Consider the following 16,657-nt stretch of genomic DNA (forward strand, 5'->3'; position numbering starts at 1 on the left):
GTCTTTCGCCGATATTGAACCAAAATAACGGCATGTTTTCCAGTAAAAATCGCTTTTCGGCCTTGCTAGCCGGAATGAAATGGAGGTTTTCCATCTAGTTGCCGGAATAGCGGGAACTTCAGCTTGCGTAGACTTAGCACCGGCTGGCAAGCTTAAGAACCGGCTTTAGCGCCGACCAGCCTAGCAGGAGACGACGCGCTGCCGTTAAGTGGGATGCCGGGCTATAACTAGATTCATGCACCGGTTGCGCCCCGCGTTGTGGGGCTCAGGCTGTTGAGAAAGTCAAAAAGAGACTGTTTCAACAACTTCCGCCCCACATTGTGGGGCTATTTTTGTGCCCGGCATGAAATTGTATTGACTTGTTAAACTGTATGCATTACCATAACAGTATTCTCCTCGGAGAGAGAGGAGCTTCAGCCCGATGAACAGTGAATTTACCGTTGCGGTCCACAGCTTGGTCTTTCTTGCTTATTTGCCCGATCATATGGCCAGCAGCGAGCTGATCGCCCGAAACGTATCGACCAATCCGACGAGGATCCGCAAAATTATGAGCTTGTTGCGCGAACAAGGGTTTGTCAGGACGAAGGAAGGCGTCGGAGGTGGTTACATATTGAATTGTAACCCCGAGGAAGTCACGTTGGCCCAAATATACCGTGCGATCTCGTGCGGAGCGTTGAAGCCGAATTGGAATTCGGGGAACCCGGAGCATTCTTGTCTCATTTCCTCCAAAATGCATGTCGTGATGGATCATATATTCGACGAAGCCGAAGTCCATTACAGAAAATGCCTCGAGCAAACTACGATCCAAGACGTTTTGGAGCAGGTTAAACATTGTAAAGAACTTTAACGGAATTCCGCCCTGACTTACGACCGGGTCTTTGCGGACCGGCTAGTCCCGGTCGTTAGAAAGCAGTCACGTTATTCCGTTAAAGTTCTGAGTCTTCATTTTTTTTGCACTGTAATGTATCTAAAATGGATACAGTTAAGTGAATTCGGTAAAGGCGGTGCTTATGAATGGTTAAATTATCGGTTCTCGACGTTGCCCCGATTGTCGTGGGCGGTACTCCCGCCGAATCGCTGCGAAATTCGCTCGATCTTGCCCGGAATGCCGAGAAGTGGGGATATACCCGGTTCTGGCTCGCCGAGCACCATAACTCGCCGAGTATCGCGAGCTCCGCCACTTCGGTCGTCATCGGTCATGTGGCGGCAGGCACTTCCACCATACGGGTAGGCGCGGGAGGTATTATGCTGCCGAACCATGCCCCGCTCGTCATCGCCGAACAGTTCGGAACGCTCGAGGCGCTCTACCCCGGACGTATCGATCTGGGCCTCGGCCGCGCTCCCGGCACGGATCAGCGGACCGCATACGCGATAAGGGGGAGCCGGGGAAGCGACGGTCACGATTTCCCGGACCAGCTGGAAGAGCTGCGCGCCTACTTCTCGGGGACGATGCCCGTCAGAGCGATTCCGGGCGAAGGAACGTCGATTCCGATTTGGCTGCTCGGCTCCAGCGATTTCAGTGCGAGACTGGCTGCCCGGCTCGGGCTGCCGTTCGGCTTCGCCGGTCATTTCTCGCCGAATCAGCTGCTTCCGGCTCTGGAAATTTATCATCGCAACTTCCAGCCGTCCAAAGTGCTGGCCGAACCGTATACGATCGTAGCGGTCAATGTGATCGCCGCGGATACGGACGAAGAAGCCAAACGGCTTGCGACTTCCGGTCAACAGCTGTTCCTGAGCTTCATCCGGAACAATCCGGGACCGCTTCCCGCTCCGGTGGACACGATGGACGGTCTATGGACCGAGCAGGAGAAGGCCGCCTTGCAGCAAACGCTCGGCTCCTCCATTATCGGGGGACCGGAGACGGTCAAGGCAAAGCTGCAGCGATTCATTACAGATACGAGAGCAAACGAAATCATGGCGGTAGCGCACATTTACGATCACCAGGCCCGGCTGCGATCCTATGAGCTATTGGCCGAACTGATCAAACCATAATAGAGATAAAAAAATTCCGGATAGGATGAGTGGAACAATGGAGAGAGCTGCACAAGGACAAAAGCAAATGCTTTTGCTCATGATCAACATGTTTATCGCGATGCTTGGAATCGGGCTGATCATTCCCGTTTTGCCCGATTTTCTGAGGGAGTTCGGTGCGGGAGGCCAAACGGCCGGCTACCTTGTAGCGGCGTTCGGGATTACGCAATTTATTTTTTCCCCGATAGCGGGGGAGCTGTCCGATAAATACGGACGCAAACGGATGATCGTCTCGGGATTGCTGCTGTTTACGATCTCCAACCTGATCTTCGCCGCAGCCGGGCAAATATGGCTGTTGTATGTGTCCAGACTCGTCATGGGGATCGGTGCGGCGGCGATGATTCCGGCGATGCTGGCCTATGTCGCCGACATTACGACGGATGAGAAGCGCGGGAAAGGATTAGGTCTTCTCGGCGCTTCGATGTCGCTCGGCTTCGCGATCGGTCCGGGTATCGGAGGGTTTCTCGCCGAGTTCGGGCTTCGGGCGCCGTTCTACGTATCGGCTGCAGTCGGGGTGCTGGCGACGATCGGATCGCTATTGTTCGTGCCGGAGTCTTTATCGAAGGAAGCGCAGCTGGCCTCGAGACGCGCCAATATGAAGCGGGAAAATATTTTCAAACAATTCGGCAAATCGTTCAAGTCCTCCTATATCGTATTGTTGCTTCTGATCTTCTCGCTGACGTTCGGGCTTGCCAATTTTGAAGCGATTTTCCCGTTGTTTGTCGATGAGAAGCACCACTATACGCCGATGGATATTTCGATCATTTTTACGGTAGGCGCTTTGGCGGGAACGGTTATTCAAGCGGTATTCATCGGAAGGCTGATCAACCGGTTCGGGGAAAGGGCTCTGATCAACTGGACGTTCCTGCTGTCGGCAGTCACGCTGATCCTGATGCTGCTGTCAGGCAATTTCACGTACGTGCTCGTTCTGACGGTGTTGTTCTTTGCACTCACTTCCATTATGCGCCCGGCCATCAATACGCTTCTGTCCAAATCGGCAGGGGAGGAGCAAGGCTTCGTCGCCGGCATGAATAATGCTTACATGAGTCTCGGCAACATTTTCGGACCCGCCGTGGCCGGAACGTTGTTCGAAATCCATATTAATGCCCCATACGTGCTCGGGGCGATCGTGCTGCTCTTCAGTTTATATTTATCGATGTCGCGGGGCCGCGGAGCGAGACGGGAAATCGCCATGGCGAAATGATCCAGTACGCAAACTGCGCGTTTCTTGACTCGGCAATCGCCGGTGCCCTAAACTGATAGCAATGGCCATATCCGAAGGGTAAAGGAGCGTGCGCCTCTTGCAACGCTATACGAATAACGAAACATCGGCCGCCGGCGGTTCGACCGATCTTGCGGCGGATACGATGGAAGGGTTGGAAGAAGGCGCCTTCTGCGAAACGACGAGACGCGTTGTCATCATCAGCCCGTATCCGGCCTCCGTCCGGTCTCTGGTTATGGCGCTCACGATCCGCTGCTACGATGTGCTGGTTTTCCATCATGAGACCGATCCGATCCTTCCGACGATTCAGAGCGACCTGGTCATTGTAGACCGTACGAAAGCCGCCGCAGCCGATTCGGCGAAACCGGCATCGTTCGCCCATAACGCGTTGATGCTTATCGGCGATTCGGCCGAAGAAGCGGCGGCCGGCGCCGACAGCCTCGTATGGCCGTGTCCGATTCAGACCGCCTTGGCGAAGGTCGAGGAGCTGGCGAGCCGGAACGACCCGCTTCCGGTCCCGGAAAGTGCCGGCCAATGGTTAAGGCATAAAGACGTCGTGATGGATTTGAAACGGATAACGGTCCATAAAGCCGGCGTAAGAATAGAGCTTACCCGCACCGAGTTCGATCTGTTCAAATTGCTGCTGGCGAATGGCGGCGGCGTGCTGACCCGGCAGGACATGATGCGGCAGCTGTGGGGCGACAGCTACTTCGGCGGCAGCAATTCGCTCGACGTCCATGTCAAGAGCCTGCGGCACAAGCTCGGCGACGATCCGAAGACTCCTCGGTACATTGCGACCGTGCGGGGGATCGGCTACCGCATCGCCGATTGAAACCAGATCTTCACGAAACCTTCATGAGACCTTCATGAAGGTTTCATTTTGTGTTCATCCGTTCTTCATGATGCTTGGCCGAAGCGGTGGTATGATTGTTTCTATAAGGAGGGATTGTTATGTATAAAACGGTTATAATCGGCACAGGCCCTGGAGGGCTGACGGCCGCGATATATTTGGCAAGAGCGAACTTGAATCCGCTCGTTATCGAAGGGCAGGAGCCGGGAGGACAGCTCACGACGACGACGGAAGTGGAGAACTTCCCCGGATTTCCGGACGGCATCATGGGACCGGAGCTGATGGACAATATGCGGAAGCAAGCCGAACGGTTTGGAGCCAGCTTCCAGACCGGATGGGTCAACCAAGTCGACTTGTCCAAGCGTCCGTTTACGCTTACGGTGGAAGGGATGGGCGAAATTCAAGCCGAGTCCGTTATCGTCTCGACCGGGGCGTCGGCGAAATATATCGGCATTCCGGGCGAGAAAGAAAATATCGGCCGCGGTGTGAGTACGTGCGCGACGTGCGACGGATTTTTTTCCCGCAATAAAAAAATCATAGTCGTGGGCGGCGGCGATTCGGCGATGGAGGAAGCGAACTTCTTGACCCGCTTCGCGTCCGAAGTTGTGCTCGTCCACCGGCGTGGCGAGCTGAGAGCCTCGAAAATCATGCAGGACCGGGCGCGGGCGAATCCGAAAATCAGCTGGAAGCTGAACCGGACTCCGCTCGAAGTACTGACCGACGAACGCGGCGTAACCGGATTGAAAGTCAAAAACAACGAGACCGGCCTGGAGGAAACGATCGAAACGAACGGCTTGTTCGTCGCAATCGGCCATACGCCTAACACGAAGTTTCTGGGCGGCCAGTTGACGACCGACGACCACGGCTATTTGCTCGTCAAGCCGGGCACGACGGAGACGAACATTCCGGGCGTATTTGCTTGCGGCGACGTTCAGGACAGCCGCTACCGTCAGGCGATCAGCGCTGCGGGTACGGGCTGCATGGCGGCGCTCGACTGCGAGAAGTTTCTGGAAGCGTCCGAGCCGGCGGAAGAGCCGAATACCGTGAACGTTTGATGGTTTAAGGAGATGCTCGCTCGATAGTCTGATCCAGCCGTATTGGCTGGATTTTTTGTTTTTATTGGAGCAATGAGAGGAAGGCGTCATTTGAGCGGGGATTGGAATTCGATTTCCGTTGGCGTTTACCGCTAAATTGCGGGCCGCGTACCTTCGAAGTAGGTCGATAGACGTTTTTTAGGATGCGCAAATGCATAAGCGCATGTTGTCCGCGAAATTCGGGCAAGTTTCATCGATCTGGGTACAAATGTGCATTAAGATTGCCGTTGAAATGACCCAACCGGCCGTTTAGCCGGAATCAGCCTAGGGGCCTTTGCACGTAGCAGGGCCCGCGTCATCAGCCTGCACTTAGGCATGTAGGGATTCTTGGCAGCGAGCATAAGCGGTTTTGCACCTGAAAATAAGGAAAGGAACGAACGCTTACGCCTCATCAATCTCGACCCACCGGTACGACCATTCCTCGATTTCGCGTAGGGCCGGTTCCAGCGCGAGCCCTTTCTCGGTCAACGAATATTCGATGCGGACCGGCGTTTCCGGGAACACTTCGCGGTTGACGATGCCTTCGCTCTCCAAATCTTTGAGCCTCTCGGACAGCAGCCTTCCGCTGATCGGCAGAGCGGTTTCGATCGTGCAGAAACGTTGGGGACCGGATAGAAGCTGGTACACGATTAGACCGGTCCAACGCTTATTCAAGATGCTCATTCCTTTCTCAAACCGGGGACATAATAATGACGGAGGCTTGTTCACACGGTATCACCCCTTCGCGATTAATTAACTTGACATAAGATAATTACTATTATACACTAACTTACGAAAAGTAACACAATTTTAAAAATCTCAATTTTAAGATTGACAAACAACGAGCAATCCCATACAATAAGATTATTGTTACTAAACGTAAGTTAATAACTAAACGTAAGTTATTTTAAGGAGGAATATGACAATGGCAAAAACAGTTTGGGCAATCGATTCTACGCACAGCAGCATCGACTTCTCGGTGAAACACATGATGATCGCGAACGTGAAAGGCACTTTCCATACTTTCGAAGCGAAGGTCGAAGCCGATCCGGCCGATTTGACTACAGCGAGCATCGAGTTCAATATCGACGTGAACAGCATCGATACCCGCAATTCGGACCGCGACAATCATTTGCGCTCGGCCGATTTCTTCGAAACCGAGAAATACCCGCAAATCCAGTTCAAGTCGACGAGCATCGCTTCCAAAGGCGACGACGAATACGACGTTACCGGAGATGTAACGATTCGCGGCGTAACTCGTTCCGAGACGTTCTCGGTCACGTTCGAAGGCGCCGGCAAAGATCCATGGGGCAATGAGAAAGCAGGCTTCAGCGGCAAAGGCAAAATCAAGCGCAGCGACTACGGTTTGACGTATAACGCCGTATTGGAAGCGGGCGGTGTCCTGATCGGAGACGAAATCAAAATTTCGCTCGAAATCGAAGGCGCCAAACAAGCGTAACAAAACAAGGAAAGACGGCGATTCGGGTCTTGGGCCCGGTTGCCGTCTTTTTGCTTAGTAAAGGAAGGGGATGGACGAATGTTCTATGCCGTCGCGCTGGCCGTAGCCGTCGTCGATCAGTTATTGAAGATCGCGGTCAGAGCTTATATGGAGGTAGGCGAATCCGCCGCACTGTGGAACGGGCGCATCCTGTTGACTTTTTACGAGAATAGCGGAGCGGCCAGAAGCTCCTTTCAAGGATACGGACGGCTGTTCATCATCGTCGGAATCGCGGTGATAGCCGGTTTGCTGATCGCGCGCCGGAAAGGCCATTTGAAAGGGTTTATGCCGGAAGCCGGCGCCGCGCTGCTGATCGGCGGAGCCGCGGGCAACACGCTGGACCGGATCTTGTTCGGGAAAGTGACCGATTACCTCGTGATGGGCGAAGGGATTTTGAACGCTGCAGATTTGGCCTTATCCGCCGGCTCGTTGCTGCTGCTGCTCCACGTCATCGTTCAGGAATGGAAAGAAAGGACCGTCTACAGCCGGTTCGATTCGCGGTAGTGCGAAGGCGGCATGCCCATCTTGGCCGAGAAAGCCCGGCTGAAATAGAAGCCGTTGTCGTACCCGCAGCGGCGGGCGATATCGTCGAGCGTCCAGTCCGTTTCCACCAGCAGTGCCCGGGCTTTGTTCAGACGCAGGGCGGCTCCGTACGCTCCGGGCGTCTTGCCGTACGCCGAGGTAAACCTTCTCGTCAGCTGGACCGGGCTTAGTCCGAGCTCTCCGGCCAGCTCCTTCATGCTGAACGGTACGTGAGCCCGCTCCCGGATCAGCAGCTCCGCCCGTTCCATCAGAGGATCTTCGCGCACGCTCGCAAAGCGGCGGTTCGCATCCGTCTCCCAGCCATACAGCCGCCATATGTCTAGCAGCAAATATTGCTTACGACTCGCATATGGCTCTTCGTCAAGCTCCCACACCGATCGCAAATAATCGAAGTCGGAGGCGAGCCGCTGCACGTCGCGGATCGTCACTTTGCCGGAAGGCAGGCCGCTTCGCCCCTTATCTCCCGCCCATACATCCGGACTTTGCCCCGCAGAGTCGTCCCGTTCTCCGGCATGCAGCGAGAAGTTGAAGACGAAGAACGTCAGAGGCTTGACGATGACGCGCCGGAACGTCGTGAACGGCGGACAGAATACAAGGTCTCCCCGCTCGGCCGTCCCTTCCTCTCCATCGATTTCGTAACGAAACGAGCCCGATTCGACGGCAAACATCATCCAGGCGTGATGCGAATCGGTTTCCATTAGAAACTGTTCCTTATGCCGCCAGTAACGAACATTATGGATGAATGGAACGAGCTGTTCGGGAGATAGCGCGTCCATCGCTCATCCTCCTTGTCGGGATGAAATAAAGTATAAATCCATGATAACTTATTGAATGTCAAAAGCAAATCGTTTCCACTATCATGAAATTAGATACAAGTTCATGATAAAGGGTGAGAGAAGTGAAGCTGGAGACAATCGTAACGGATATCACTGTCGTCGGCGGCGGATTGGCGGGGGTGTGCGCGGCCATAGCTGCGGCCCGGCAAGGCCGGACGGTGGCCCTTGTGCAGAACCGGCCGGTTCTGGGAGGCAATGCGAGCAGCGAAGTACGCGTATGGGTGAGCGGAGCTTCGGCTACGGGCACTCACCGCTTTGCGAGAGAAACCGGAATTATGGGCGAACTGTTCGTCGAGAACCAATACCGCAATCCGGACGGGAATCCGTATTACTGGGATACCGTCGTGCTGGAGACGGTGCTCGCCGAGCCGAACATCGGGCTGTTTCTGAACACCGATGTGCATGAGGTCGAGGCCGAAGGATCCGACGATAACCGGCGCATCGTATCCGTTACCGGATGGATGATGGGCTCGGAACGCAAAATCCGCTTCGAAAGCCCGGTCTTCATCGACTGCACGGGGGATGGACTCGTCGGCTTCCTGGCGGGGGCGAGCTGCCGGATCGGCCGGGAAGCGCGGGCGGAATTCGGGGAATCGTGGGCTCCCGAAGTCGCGGACGACATTACGCTCGGCAGCACGCTGCTGTTCTATACGAAGGATGTCGGCCATCCGGTCAAATATGTGCCGCCTTCGTTCGCCAAAGACATTACGAAGACGACGATTCCGGAGCGTCGCATTATCCGAACGGGCGATTCCGGGTGTCACTACTGGTGGATCGAATGGGGCGGCGAGCTCGATACGGTCCACGAGAACGAGCGGATTCGCGACGAGCTGTGGGCAGCCATATACGGGATATGGGACTATATTAAAAATTCAGGCAAGTTCGATGCCGGCAACTTGACGCTCGAGTGGGTCGGAGCGGTGCCGGGCAAAAGGGAGTTTCGCCGCTTCGTCGGAGATTACATGCTGACCCAGAACGACATCCTGCGCCAGGAGCCGTTCGCCGATCGGGTCGCCTTCGGCGGCTGGTCGATCGATCTGCATCCGCCGCAAGGGATGTATGCCGAGGCGAGCGGATCGAAGCATATGTACTCGGACGGCATCTACCATATCCCTTATCGCTCGCTGTATTCGGTCAACGTATCCAATATGCTGATGGCGGGCCGCAATATTAGCGCTTCGCACGTTGCGTTCGGCACAACGCGGGTGATGGCGACGTGCGCGATCATGGGCGAAGCGGCTGGAACGGCTGCCGCCCTATGTGCCGGGAAAGGCGTTACGCCTCGCGACGTATATATGCATCATCTGGAAGAGCTGCAGCAGACGCTGCTGCGTCAGGACGCCTCCTTGATCGGGCTCGCGAATAACGATCCGCTGGACAGGGCGCGGAATACAACGGTGTCCGCATCCAGCACATTATCCGCGCTATCGGTTGAAGAGGCGGACGAGGCTTTCCCGCTAACATCCGACGTTGCTATGTTGTTTCCCGTCGACCCAGGCATCGGGCGGCTGGAGCTGCTCGTCGACGCCCAAGCGGGGACTGTGCTTGAAGTCGAGCTGTGGGACACGGACCGGGCGGAAAACTATGTACCGCATAAGCTGATCGTGCGCGATACCGTCGCCGTCGAGCCGGGGGAGCGGCAATGGATCCCGGTTAACCTCCCATGGCGTCCGGCGGCTCCATGCAATGCATTCGTTATCGTCAGGGCGAACGAGTCCGTTTCGCTATGGTTGTCGCACCGGCCGTTGACAGGAGTGCTCTCGTTCTTCCGTGGGCGGCAGCCGATCGTCGATCCGAAGCTGGAGGAGAAGCAGCCGTCGCAGCCGGTAGTCGAATGGAGCATGCGGAAGACGGTGCGGAAGCCGTTCTGCTTCCGGGCGGTCGACAAGACGGAGGCCTATACGGCGGAGCGCGTGATTGACGGGTATACCCGTCCTTACGGCGGCCCGCGCATGTGGGTGTCCGAACCGATGGCCGAAGGCGGGGAAGAGTGGCTGGAGCTTCAATGGCCGCAAGAGGTTCCGCTTTCCGAGGTACAGTTGATCTGGAACGACGACGTCAACGAATATTTGATCAATCTGCATTATATCCGCACATCGTTCGACGTCATGCCCGAGCTCGCCGCCGATTACCGGCTGGAAGCTTGGGTCGGGGGCGAATGGAGGATGCTTCACCGGGAGACGGACAATCGCAAGCGCAAAAAAACTCACCGGTTCGATTCGGTGAGCACCGCACGGCTGCGCATCGTCGTCGAGCGGACGAACGGCTGTCCCCGCGCGGAGCTGGTGGAAATTCGCGCTTATTCTTAATCGTAACCGTATGGATCGAGGGGCCGGGCAAACGCGATTCGCGTTCGCCCGGCCCCTGTTTGGATTGACGGCGGATCAGCCGTCCGACCTATTTGGGCTGGTGGCGGACATGGTCGCAAGTGCGGACAAAGCAGCGGCAAAAGGACCGTATACAGCGTTCGTCAAGTATAGTACTATAAAGTTAGTTTCATTTATCGGGATTGGGTTTCATTAGATGGAACATCAATTGAAGGAGGATGGCGCGGTGAACGATTCGATTAAAGAACAGGTCCAGCGGCAATTTTCCAGGAACGCGCAGCATTATGTTGCGAGCCCATTGCACGCGAAAGGCGGAGATTTGTCTTATCTGGTTTCCGTATCGGAAGCGGACGGCAATATGGAGGTTCTGGATATCGCGACCGGAGGCGGCCATGTGGCGAATGCGCTTGCCCCGCTCGTCCGTCGGGTGACCGCTTGCGATTTGACCAAAGAAATGCTGGAGGCAGCGGCCGCCTTTATACGCGGCAACGGCCATTCGAACGTCGACTTTGTCGAAGGCGATGCGGAACGGCTTCCTTTTCCCGACGGCGCTTTCGATCTGGTCACTTGCCGGATAGCGGCTCATCATTTTCCCGACGTTCCGGCATTCGCGGCGGAATCGTTCCGCGTGTTGAAGCCGGGTGGCAGACTGCTGCTTATCGACAATGTCGCTCCGGAGAACGGGATGTTCGACCGGTTCTATAACGAAGTAGAGAAGCAAAGAGATCCGAGCCATGTCCGGGCCTGGACAAAGACCGAATGGATCCGCCTGCTCGAAGTATCGGGCTTCCGGGTCGATTCCATGGTGCGCTTTCCGAAAATGTTTCAGTTTCGCGACTGGTGCGGCAGAGCGGGGCTTCCGAAGGAACAGGCCGATCTGCTGGAGAGCAAGCTGCTGCAAGCCCCTGAGGAGATGCGGCGGTTTTTCTCGGTCCAAGCCGACGAATCCGGCAATCTGGTCAGCTTCGGCGGCGAATCGGCCTGCTTCCGGGCGATCCGGCCGTAAATCGCAAGCCGCGAGGCGCACACATCGGGACATTCGCTCATATGTTACGGATGTAGGTTCGATCCATAACGAAAAGGACTGAAAGTCGTGTATACTTTTTCACTAGCGCTACTTCCTTATGCAAGCCAACCGTACAATAGTTCGAGAAACCCCTATAACCTTGTTGCGGGGCAAATCATCGGTATCCCTTGCGCGCCGCCGCCAATACCGGTTGCGGACCCTTACACGTTTCCTTCTTACCGGTCATCTGGGCAGGGAGGAATCGGCCAAGCGCAATTGGATCTGATCAACGAAATGCGCACCCTGTGGGAACAGCACGTGGCGTGGACAAGGATGCTGATCATTAGCATAGCATCCGACCTGCCTGACGAGGCGCTTGTGACGAAACGGCTCCTCCGCAACCCTCCCGATATGGCTGCCGTATTCAGACGCTATTATGGGGATGAGATCGCTTCGCAGTTCAACAAGCTGTTTACGGACCATCTCGTCATTCCCGCGCGTCTTGTGAAAGCGGCCAAGGCCGGCGACCAGAAGGCCGCTGCGGAAGAGGAGAAGAAATGGTACGCCAACGCCGACGAACTGGCCGCGTTCCTCTCCGGAATCAATCCGAACTGGTCCGAGAAAGCGTTGAAAGCGATGCTGCACGAGCATCTCAAGCTGACCAAATCGGAAGCGGTGTACCGGCTTACGAAGGACTACGCCGCCGACATCGCCGTGTTCGATGAGATCGAGAAGCAAGCGTTGGCCATGGCGGACGAGTTCGCGAACGGAATCGTAAAGCAATTTCCGGATCGATTCCGGAAGTAAAAGGCTGGAGCGGTATGCTGATGCATGCCGCTCCTTTTCAAGTAGAACCGCTGTGCGGTCCTGTTTCATGGTGCCATGCCGGTCACGATGGAATAGTAGTTGGTTACTTCAGGCATTCCCGCCAAACGATTTCCCGTTTACCCTAAAAAGTAATTTTTTTTACCATTAAACGCAATACTTATTTTTCCAGTATACAGTCTGGCCTAGACTTCAGCTTAGGACGGATTTTGTCCATAATCCGAAATTGCAGCGAGCGGATGGCGTTCTCGCTTATGCCGATTCGGCGCGCGCTCTCTCTAACCGATAAACCGCGGAAAAACCGGTATTCGATCAACCGGCGGTTTACCGGAGGCAAAGCTTGTATGGCCGCGCGGGCTTCGGCGCGCATTTCCGTTTGCAGCACGATCGATTCGACCGTTTCTCCGGCCAAATAGGGCAGCACGTCCTCTAGCGCTACCGGTGCGGGGATTGTTTTATTTTTGCGGTACCGGTCGATCAGCAAGTTTCTGGAAATCGTCTTCATGAACGCCCGCATGTTGTCCGGAGGGGTATGCCGTCCACGTAACGAGGAGATCGCTCTCAGAAACGCTTCCTGGGTTAAATCTTCCGCATCGAAGCCGTTTCCAAGACTTCTATAAAAATAGGCGTAAAGCTCTTTCCGGTGCTCGTTCCATATGTTCTCCCAATCCATCGTCGTCTCCTCGGTTCCGGTTGTCGTTACGCCAATAATGGCATGCGTTCGTGACAACCGTATGAACAAGCTCAAGCGTCAAAAAAGGGCCGTCCCGGTGCGAACCGGGCGGCCCTGTATCGGCGTGCTAGGCAGAAAGCTTCCCTGTCAGGCGACAAGGAGATGGATCGCGGCCAGCACGAGACCGATGAAGAAGCCGCAAATCGCTCCGTTTACGCGGATCCATTGCAGGTCCGAGCCGATTTTGTCCTCGAGCATCGCAATGAGCGTCTCGTTGTCGTATTTGCGTATATTTTCTTCGATCAGCGTACCGATCTTGTGATGGTTGCTCTCGATCCATTCGGCCAGCTTGTCCTGTATAAACGTCTCGATGCGTTCGATCTGCGCTTCGTCCTCCCGCAGCCTCGCGATCGCTTGCTCGAGAACGGGGGCGGCCACTTCCTTCGGATAAGCTTCCGTATGGATGTAAGCCAGCAGCCGTTCGCGCGTCTGCACGAGAAAGGCATTCAAATTTTCGGACAGGTTCAGTCTTTCCACCAGATCCCGTTTCCACTGCTCCAGCGCTTGTTTCGTCTCGGGCTTGGCCAGAACCGTTTCGAGCTTTACCCGGATCGTATCGGACAGGCCGACGCGGGTCGGGTTGTTTTCCTTGCGCAGCTCCCATATTTGCGACTGCAGCAGCTGACGGATCGTCTCGCCGAGCCGTTCCTCGCTCATGAAGCCCGCGAACGCGTTCAAGGCGAACGACATCAGCCCGCTCGTCTGAATGCTGCTGATGCCTTCGGCAGCCATCGCGCCCAACTGCCGGACCGTCGACTCGCGGTTGATATACTCCTCGGCGAAGTCGAGCACGAAATCGAGCGCCTTGCCGTCCCAGTTTCTGGCGAAGCCGTATTCGACCAGACCTGTCGCGAGCGCGGCGGTATCGACCTCTTCCAGCCGGCGGCCGATTTCCCGCTCCAGTACGGGACCGAGCTGTTCCAATGGGAACGAACGGACGACAAAGCCGCTCACGCCCGTTATCGCTCTCGTCCCCTCCTCCGTGCGGATGCGGGCTTCCACGCCGTCCAGCAGCCGGGTCGCGATCGCAAACTGCTTCAGCTTGTCGCGGATGCTCTGCTTGCTGAGCAAGTCGTTCTGGACGGTAGATACGAGCGCCTTCGTTACTTTCTCGCGGTTGTTCGGCAAGATCGCGGTATGTGGAATCGGAATGCCGAGCGGGTGGCGGAACAGCGCGGTTACGGCGAACCAGTCGGCGAGTCCGCCTACGAGTCCGGCTTCGAAGCCGCTGCGGAGAAACCGGACCCAGGCAATCGAATCGAACGGAATCGTAATTAAAAATCCGGCCGCCATTACCGCGAGAGATACGGTGGCTATGTGTCTCGTATTTCGTTTCACTTCTCGTTCAACCCCTGTATGTACGAATTGGGCAGGCCGGATGAACCGGGCCGTACTACGTTTTCCTTATCATTGTACTCTATTTGCGGAAATTCCAAAAATATAAATTGGGCTGCAGAAATGAATTGACATTTCATGGGGCCGGTTATACCATATGTATTGAAAATGAGAATCGTTATCAATAATAACAGACAGGGTGATTCGATGTCTTCTCGATTGCAGCAAGCCGCCGAGCCTACGACTCCGATTCGCTCGCGGCCGTTTTTTGCAACGGTCATTTTGATCGTTGGCCTCGCGTTATTGGCGCTGGGCCTCGCTTTCTCGATATCCGTCGGCGCGGCGGATATTAAGCTGTCCACCGTATGGGAAGCGGTGTTCAAGTTTAATCCGGACTTGACCCAGCACCAAATCATCCAGGAGCTCCGCCTGCCGCGGGCGCTCGCCGGCGCTTTGGTGGGCGCGTGCTTTGCCGTGGCCGGCGCGATTATGCAAGGAATGACGCGCAATCCGCTGGCCGATTCCGGGCTGCTCGGGATCAATGCCGGAGCGGGCTTCGTGCTTGCGTTCATCTTTGCCTTTTTCCCCGGATTGCCGTTTCGCTACTTGATTTTGTATTCGTTTGCAGGAGCGGCGATCGGCATGCTTCTCGTCTATGGCATCGCGGCTCTATCGAAGGGCGGCTTGAGTCCGGTACGCCTCGCGCTGGCCGGGTCCGCGGTCGGCGCGCTGCTGGTGGCGATCAGCGAGGGCGTCTCGATCTATTTCCATATCGGACAAGATTTGGCGTTCTGGTATGCGGGCGGCGTCGCCGGAACGAAATGGCTGCAGCTGAAAATGATGTTCCCATGGGTGGCCGGCGGACTGCTCGGGGCGATCGCGCTGTCGCGCTCGATTACGCTGCTAAGCCTAGGTGACGAGGTGGCGAGCGGCCTCGGCCAACGGACGGGCTTGATCAAGCTGGCCGGATCGGTGCTCGTGCTTGTGCTGGCCGGAGCGGCTGTCGCGGCGGTCGGCTCGATCGGCTTTATCGGCCTCGTCATTCCCCACGTTGCCCGTTATCTGGTCGGCGTCAATTACCGTTGGATCATCCCTTGCTCTTCGGTGCTCGGCAGCTTGCTGACCGTTATGGCCGATACGGCCGCTCGCATGATCAATCCTCCTTATGAGACCCCGATCGGGGCGCTTATTGCACTGATCGGCGTGCCGTTCTTCCTGTATTTGGCGCGCAGAGAGGGGAGGAACCTGTAATGGACATCACCTATCTGGAGAACGAGCGGAGACGCAAGGCGATAAAATATACGACCGTTGGGACCGTCCTCGGCCTGCTTATTATAACCGCGTTTATAATCAGCATGAACACCGGCTATATGCGGCTTACGCCGTTCGAAGTGCTGAAAACGCTGTTCGGCGCGGGAACGTCCAAGCAGCATCTCGTCCTGTTCGAGTTCCGTCTGCCTCGCATCGTCATCTCCGTGCTGGTCGGCGCCGGCCTGGCCGTCTCGGGATGCATTTTGCAGGGCGTATCGCGGAATGCTCTGGCCGACCCGGGCATCCTCGGCATTAACGCGGGGGCGGGCTTGGCGGTCGTTCTGTTCATCACGTATATGAAGAAGGCCGGCATCACCTCGGTATTTTTGCTGCCGCTTCTTTCGCTGGTCGGTGCCGGATTGACGGCCGCGTTAATCTTCTCGCTCGCTTATAAGAAAAATCAAGGGCTTATGCCGATCCGCCTCATTCTGGTAGGGATCGCGGTTGCGGCCGGCATCTCGGCCGCGATGATCGTCCTGACGATCAAGCTCGACCCGCAGCAGTATCAATTCGTGCAAGTTTGGCTTGCGGGCAGCATTTGGGGAACGAATTGGAAGTACGTAACGGCACTGCTTCCCTGGATCGTCATCCTGCTGCCGTACGTGTTCTATAAATCGCGCATATTCAACGTGCTTCAGTTGGGCGACCATGCCGCGGTCGGACTCGGGACGCCCGTCGAGCGGGAGCGGCTGAAAATGCTGTCGGCGGCCGTAGCCTTGGCCGCTTCTTGCGTCGCGGTCGGCGGAGGCATCGGCTTTGTCGGCTTGATCGGACCGCACTTGGCCCGCCGTCTTGTCGGTCCAAGCTACCAGGTGCTGCTTCCGGCGTCGGCTCTTGCCGGCGGGCTGCTGCTGCTCGTTGCCGACACGCTCGGCCGCTCGGTAATGCAGCCGTCGGAAATTCCGACAGGGATCGTAGTAGCGATCATCGGCGCCCCCTATTTCCTGTACCTGCTCGCGAAATCGAAAGCTTGAGCAATACCTTATTCAGAGATCCGTATCCTGTCGGCCGGTCCGCAGGGGGCGGATCTCGTCTTTTTTGCCGGACAGCCGCATACACTGGTACGG

At 56.2% G+C, this 16,657-nt stretch carries 16 protein-coding genes; 12 read left to right on the plus strand and 4 right to left on the minus strand.

What is annotated here, in order from left to right:
* The first annotated feature begins 421 nt into the window (after positions 1–421).
* The 5 genes from FE783_RS26035 to trxB all read left to right on the plus strand — a co-directional run bounded on the left by FE783_RS26035 (position 422) and on the right by trxB (position 5,158).
* Positions 422–847 carry an RrF2 family transcriptional regulator gene (locus FE783_RS26035; RefSeq protein ID WP_138882298.1) on the plus strand — a complete coding sequence of 142 codons (426 nt, stop codon included), beginning with the start codon at positions 422–424 and terminating at the stop codon, positions 845–847.
* Between the two features lie 167 nt (positions 848–1,014).
* Positions 1,015–1,992 (plus strand): LLM class flavin-dependent oxidoreductase, encoded by a 978-nt coding sequence (locus FE783_RS26040; RefSeq protein WP_138882299.1) that lies wholly within the window; start codon positions 1,015–1,017, stop codon positions 1,990–1,992.
* Positions 1,993–2,029: 37 nt separating this feature from the next.
* Positions 2,030–3,235, plus strand: a complete 1,206-nt coding sequence (locus tag FE783_RS26045) for an MFS transporter (protein WP_138882300.1) — start codon at positions 2,030–2,032, stop codon at positions 3,233–3,235.
* 88 nt (positions 3,236–3,323) lie between these two features.
* Positions 3,324–4,085 carry a winged helix-turn-helix domain-containing protein gene (locus FE783_RS26050; protein ID WP_420799769.1) on the plus strand — a complete coding sequence of 254 codons (762 nt, stop codon included), beginning with the start codon at positions 3,324–3,326 and terminating at the stop codon, positions 4,083–4,085.
* 119 nt (positions 4,086–4,204) lie between these two features.
* Positions 4,205–5,158, plus strand: coding sequence for a thioredoxin-disulfide reductase (gene trxB, locus FE783_RS26055; protein WP_138882301.1), 954 nt, complete (start codon positions 4,205–4,207; stop codon positions 5,156–5,158).
* Positions 5,159–5,578: 420 nt separating this feature from the next.
* Here trxB and FE783_RS26060 read toward each other — a convergent pair whose 3' ends face one another.
* Positions 5,579–5,860: a winged helix-turn-helix transcriptional regulator gene (locus tag FE783_RS26060; RefSeq protein ID WP_138882367.1), complete on the minus strand. Its 282-nt coding sequence runs from the start codon at positions 5,858–5,860 to the stop codon at positions 5,579–5,581.
* A gap of 241 nt (positions 5,861–6,101) precedes the next feature.
* Between FE783_RS26060 and FE783_RS26065 the strand changes: the two genes are divergently transcribed.
* Positions 6,102–6,635, plus strand: a complete 534-nt coding sequence (locus FE783_RS26065; protein ID WP_138882302.1) for a YceI family protein — start codon at positions 6,102–6,104, stop codon at positions 6,633–6,635.
* 78 nt (positions 6,636–6,713) lie between these two features.
* The gene (locus FE783_RS26070) at positions 6,714–7,178 is read left to right on the plus strand and encodes a signal peptidase II (RefSeq protein ID WP_138882303.1); all 465 of its coding nucleotides are present in this window, start codon (positions 6,714–6,716) and stop codon (positions 7,176–7,178) included.
* Here FE783_RS26070 and FE783_RS26075 read toward each other — a convergent pair.
* A complete protein-coding gene (locus FE783_RS26075; RefSeq protein ID WP_138882304.1) occupies positions 7,154–7,993 on the minus strand; it encodes a helix-turn-helix domain-containing protein in 840 nt (279 codons plus the stop codon). The two genes, FE783_RS26070 and FE783_RS26075, sit on opposite strands and share 25 nt — an antisense overlap.
* Positions 7,994–8,115: 122 nt before the next feature.
* Between FE783_RS26075 and FE783_RS26080 the strand changes: the two genes are divergently transcribed.
* The 3 genes from FE783_RS26080 (at position 8,116) to FE783_RS26090 (ending at position 12,193) form a co-directional block, all read left to right on the plus strand.
* Entirely contained in the window at positions 8,116–10,362 is a 2,247-nt protein-coding gene (locus FE783_RS26080) for an FAD-dependent oxidoreductase (RefSeq protein WP_138882305.1), read from the plus strand.
* A 244-nt stretch (positions 10,363–10,606) separates the two neighbouring features.
* The gene (locus FE783_RS26085) at positions 10,607–11,386 is read left to right on the plus strand and encodes a class I SAM-dependent methyltransferase (RefSeq protein WP_138882306.1); all 780 of its coding nucleotides are present in this window, start codon (positions 10,607–10,609) and stop codon (positions 11,384–11,386) included.
* 276 nt (positions 11,387–11,662) lie between these two features.
* Positions 11,663–12,193 (plus strand): acetylglutamate kinase, encoded by a 531-nt coding sequence (locus tag FE783_RS26090; protein WP_138882307.1) that lies wholly within the window; start codon positions 11,663–11,665, stop codon positions 12,191–12,193.
* A 178-nt stretch (positions 12,194–12,371) separates the two neighbouring features.
* Here FE783_RS26090 and FE783_RS26095 read toward each other — a convergent pair whose 3' ends face one another.
* Both FE783_RS26095 and FE783_RS26100 read right to left on the minus strand, forming a co-directional pair.
* Entirely contained in the window at positions 12,372–12,884 is a 513-nt protein-coding gene (locus FE783_RS26095) for an RNA polymerase sigma factor (protein ID WP_138882308.1), read from the minus strand.
* Between the two features lie 147 nt (positions 12,885–13,031).
* Positions 13,032–14,282 (minus strand): DUF445 domain-containing protein, encoded by a 1,251-nt coding sequence (locus tag FE783_RS26100; protein WP_138882309.1) that lies wholly within the window; start codon positions 14,280–14,282, stop codon positions 13,032–13,034.
* Between the two features lie 204 nt (positions 14,283–14,486).
* Between FE783_RS26100 and FE783_RS26105 the strand changes: the two genes are divergently transcribed.
* Positions 14,487–15,530 (plus strand): FecCD family ABC transporter permease, encoded by a 1,044-nt coding sequence (locus tag FE783_RS26105; protein ID WP_138882310.1) that lies wholly within the window; start codon positions 14,487–14,489, stop codon positions 15,528–15,530.
* On the plus strand, positions 15,530–16,564 hold the full coding sequence (locus FE783_RS26110) for a FecCD family ABC transporter permease (RefSeq protein WP_138882311.1): 1,035 nt from the start codon (positions 15,530–15,532) through the stop codon (positions 16,562–16,564). Before FE783_RS26105 ends, FE783_RS26110 begins: the two co-directional genes overlap by 1 nt.
* The last annotated feature ends 93 nt before the right edge of the window (positions 16,565–16,657 follow it).

The sequence above is a fragment of the Paenibacillus mesophilus genome (genome assembly GCF_005938385.1).
GTDB classification, from domain to species: Bacteria; Bacillota; Bacilli; order Paenibacillales; family NBRC-103111; genus Paenibacillus_AB; species Paenibacillus_AB mesophilus.

Coding starts and splice junctions, on each gene's coding strand:
- FE783_RS26075 (WP_138882304.1), bottom strand. CDS start 7,993: ATGGACGCGCTATCTCCCGAACAGCTCGTTCCATTCATCCATAATGTT.
- FE783_RS26035 (WP_138882298.1), top strand. CDS start 422: ATGAACAGTGAATTTACCGTTGCGGTCCACAGCTTGGTCTTTCTTGCT.
- trxB (WP_138882301.1), top strand. CDS start 4,205: ATGTATAAAACGGTTATAATCGGCACAGGCCCTGGAGGGCTGACGGCC.
- FE783_RS26065 (WP_138882302.1), top strand. CDS start 6,102: ATGGCAAAAACAGTTTGGGCAATCGATTCTACGCACAGCAGCATCGAC.
- FE783_RS26095 (WP_138882308.1), bottom strand. CDS start 12,884: ATGGATTGGGAGAACATATGGAACGAGCACCGGAAAGAGCTTTACGCC.
- FE783_RS26110 (WP_138882311.1), top strand. CDS start 15,530: ATGGACATCACCTATCTGGAGAACGAGCGGAGACGCAAGGCGATAAAA.
- FE783_RS26045 (WP_138882300.1), top strand. CDS start 2,030: ATGGAGAGAGCTGCACAAGGACAAAAGCAAATGCTTTTGCTCATGATC.
- FE783_RS26060 (WP_138882367.1), bottom strand. CDS start 5,860: ATGAGCATCTTGAATAAGCGTTGGACCGGTCTAATCGTGTACCAGCTT.
- FE783_RS26105 (WP_138882310.1), top strand. CDS start 14,487: ATGTCTTCTCGATTGCAGCAAGCCGCCGAGCCTACGACTCCGATTCGC.
- FE783_RS26070 (WP_138882303.1), top strand. CDS start 6,714: ATGTTCTATGCCGTCGCGCTGGCCGTAGCCGTCGTCGATCAGTTATTG.
- FE783_RS26040 (WP_138882299.1), top strand. CDS start 1,015: ATGGTTAAATTATCGGTTCTCGACGTTGCCCCGATTGTCGTGGGCGGT.